The following is a 4,332-nucleotide window of genomic DNA, read 5'->3' on the forward strand; positions in this document are numbered from 1 at the left end:
TATGAATGAATAATCAGGAAGTTCACTGGTTCCTTCAAGTTTAGGTGTTGAATAGAAACAGAAGAAAGCATCACCTGTAGTGGATAACATATTAACCGGCTTGGTTATGTTAAATGCATATCTTTCATTATCAAACTTACCCTGTACATCAATAGTAGCACCCTCCGGCACATTTTCATTCAACAATCCATTGGTTATATACGTGTCAAAGTTTTCAGGGGTTAATATTATTGGTTCTATTGTATGTATTTCTTTTGTTGTTGTGCATCCGAAGTTTTGGTAGCATTCGTAGGTTGCTGTTATTTGTGCTGTTTGGGTAGTCATAGTGTATGGGAATATGCAGTTTCCCTGTTTGTCTGTTATGAGTGTCTGAGCTTCTTCTTCACCTATTTGTACTGTTATATACTGATTAGGGATACAGTTTTCTTCATCATCTTTTAATGATATTGTAATCTGTGTTTCATAACCTAATATTATATTTTCAGGCGTATTTATTGTTAAGGTACTGGTTGTTGCTTCTCTGTTGTTAATGTAAATGTTTTCATCTTTTGATGTGTCTTTTATTACTTCTTCTGTTGTGCCTTCACCCATTATGGCGTTGTATTTGAACGTGTTGGTTCCGTTAGTTACCTCTATGACATATGCGTAGTCTTCGGATAGTAGGAAGTTGTTTTCTACCAGTATGTTTTTGGCATTGTCTAGTTGTATTGTTCTTCCATTAGTTACTGCGACCGTGTTGTTTGTAATAGTGTTTCCTTCCATTTTACCATAAACGTATATACCTGCTGTTCTTGGTTTAATCCAGTCAGCACTAAACTCCGTATCGTTTGAAATTCCATCAGCAATTATCGTATTGTTGTCTATGGTCGTGTTTATTCCTATTGCTCCTATTCCCATTGGATAGTTACCTGTACTAGTCATATTGTTTCCTATGATTTGGGTATTTACTCCACCCCAGAGTTCAAAGGCATAGGATTGACGGGCATCTGCTATTACAGTGTTGTTTATGTATCTGTTGTTTTCCATTGATGAAATGCTTGCAATATAGTCTCCTCCACCATAACTGAAGTCAAGTATCAGACATCCATATGCAACATCAGGATTACCGTTATCTGTCTGTTCGAAACCTGCAGAAACATTGATAAAGTTGTTGGTTATGTAATTGTTTTTCATACCGTTTCCTTCAATGTTCACTCCTGCAGAATAATATACAGAGTTAACTGTTATGTTATTGTCATAGATTCTGTTTTGGGATGCTCTGACAACAAAACCATAACTGTATTGTGTACCGTTTACTATAAGAGTATTGTTGTATATGTTTGTATTTATTCCCCTGACATATACTCCATAAAGGCTTCTATGTGTTCCATCACTTAAAATACAGGATTCTGTAAAGTTGAATCTGTTGTTTCGTAGGGTTGTATAAAATGCATTTATCCACACACCAATACCCTTAGGAAGACTATTATTATCCCAATCTACCTGGCTGCTTGGAATGTTGGCATTGATTGTACAGTTTTCAACAATACTGTTTTCTCCACCAACATATAATGGAGAACTAGTTCTGTTGCTGGTTATGTTAGCATTTATTATACAGTTTCTAGCAGTGGAGTTTTCTCCACTAATATTTAAAGCAATGGTTGGAGTGTTACCTGAAGCATTAAGATTTATGATACAGTTTTCAATAGTAGAATTTGCTCCAACAGTAAGTACATTAACACTAGAGTTACGTTGAGTCTCAACATTAATTGTAACGTGATTTATACCAATCATACTTGGAATATTCACGTAATCTCCAGTATAATCATTATCATAATTCAATACAATACATTCCAAGTTAAGTGATTTCAGATTACCTTTACTTAATTGTAGATTTATATTATTGATTGTTCCGGATATTGTTAGAGTGTCATTCTTGTATTTGTTGTTGTAGAAGTTATTTATTGCTAATTGTTTTGCTTCTGTTGGCAAGTATGCGAAGTTAACAGTGTAATTCTTTCCAGGTACAAAATATGCTTGTTTTAGTGAAACTTTTCCCGCACTGGATATTGTTAAGTAATTGTTATAATTGTATTCATTAATCGTGATTACAGGGTTTGTACTATTATTTTCTTTTACTATTACCTCTTGTGTTGCACTGCTTCCACAATCTTCGTAACAATCATATTCAGCGATTATTTGGGTTGTTTCAGTTATTGTAACTGGTAGCGTACATTTTCCTTCATTGTTGGTAATTAGTGTTTGAGCATCATTGTCTCCAATTTTCACTGTAATTTGCTGGTTTGGAATGCTTTTTTCTTCTTGATCTTTAAGTGAGATTATAATATTGTTTTGTTCATTAGGGTAAACATATTCTGGAGCGTTGATAGTTAACGTGCTGTTTGTTGGTTCTCTGTTGTTAATGTATGTGTTTTTGTTATCGGTTGTGTCATTTATTACTTCTTCTATTGTGCCTTCACCCATTATTGCATTGTATTTGAAGGTGTTGTTTATATCATTTACTTCTATTACATAGGAGTAGTCTTCTGTTACTAGGAAATTGTTTTCTACAGCTAAATTTTTAGCTTTTTCCATCAGTAATGCTCTACCGTTATTTACATATACTGTGTTATTGGTTATACGATTTCCTTCCTTCATACCATAAGAAAATATTCCTGCTGTTCTTGGTCTAATATAATCAACACTGAACTCAGTACTATTGGAAGTTCCTTCAGCAATTATTGTATTGTTGTCCATGGTCGTGTTTATTCCGATTGCTCCTATTCCCATAGGATAGTTACCAGTAACAGTCACATTGTTTCCATAGATTGTGTTGTTTACTCCACCCCATAGTTCAAAACCATAAACTTGACGAGCATCAACATTTACAGTGTTGTTTATGTAACTGTTATTGTACATTGAATTGGAACTTGCTACGTAGTTTTCTCCACCACAACTTTTATCCAATATCAGACATCCATATGCAACATCAGGATTTTCCATATCTGTTTCATTATATCCTGCTGAAACATCAATATTATTTCCGCATATTAAATTGTTTTTAATAGCATTTCCTTCTATATTAATTCCTGCTGCATAATATTCTGATTCGACATAAACGTTATTATCAGACATTATATTATTTAATGATCTAATAACTACACCATAACAGTATTGTGTTCCAGTCATTAATACGGTGTTATTACATAATGTTGTGTAATCTCCACCAATATAAATACCATAAAGGCTTTTATAATATCCACTGGCATCGATAATGGAAGATTCACTAACCTGGATAACATTGTTTCTGAGAGTAACATTTCCTTCTGTTATCAATATACCTGTTCCTTGAGGAATTTCCAGTATTTCCGGATCAACCTCCCATGGTATTTGAGTACTAGGAAGATTGGCATTAATTGTACAGTTTTCAATAAGGGTGTTTTCTCCATTAATGGTTAGTGGCACGGATAAAGATTCTCTCTGTGTATCAACATTAATTGTAACTCCATTTAATGTTGCAGAATTAACATCCACATAATCTCCATCATATTCTGGAGTATAATTCAATACAATGTCTTCCAAAATAATTGAATTCATACTGGCCTTATTAAGAATTATGTTGGTGTTTGTAATTGTTATTCCATTTCCAACTATTGTAATATTATCATTTTCATATTCGGGGTTATCCATATTCACTTCAAACCGATTTGTATCACTAGGGAAGTAGGTTAAATTAATTACGTAATTGTTACTTGGTACAAAGTAATTTTGATTTAAAGTGACTTTTTCGTTAGATATTGTTAGGTAATCATTGTAATTGTCTTGAGTAACAGTTGTAATATTGGTAGTTTCCTGAGTTTTTATATTTTCTTGACTTTTCTTTTGAATATTATTATCTGTATCAAGAGCCTGTTCTTTATGATTTATATTATTTTCATCAATGTGTGACTCTATTTCGTATCCTATGCTATGAGTGTCGGTTTGTGTGAGGTTTTCACTATCTGCCGCCGCACATATTGTTAAGGACATTAAAATAACTGTCATAAAAATGATGAAATATTTCATTTTAGACATATTTTACCTCCATTTTGTCATGTTTTAAAACATTAATGATTAAATAAGAATTATTTTAAACTATTAAAAACATCGAATTTGTTTGAATAATAACAAATTATTTTATATAATTTAAATTAAATCCATTTAATAATAATAGTTAATATATGTTAATAAATTAATATATTTATCCTAACAATAGGAAAAAAATGATTTTATTGGGGTATGGATTTAAATATCTATTGAAAAGACTTTAAATTATTATTAAATTAAAAAAGTAACAACAAAAGTTAAAACAAA

At 32.0% G+C, this 4,332-nt stretch carries 1 protein-coding gene; it reads right to left on the reverse strand.

Features of this window, described 5'->3' with window-relative positions; all coding sequences use genetic code 11:
* The coding region (locus QZZ11_RS01345) for a hypothetical protein (protein WP_292472831.1) at positions 1–4,053 on the reverse strand (4,053 nt) is incomplete at its 3' end.
* Positions 4,054–4,332: the final 279 nt, after the last annotated feature.

The organism is Methanosphaera sp. (assembly GCF_016282985.1).
Lineage (GTDB): Archaea > Methanobacteriota > Methanobacteria > Methanobacteriales > Methanobacteriaceae > Methanosphaera.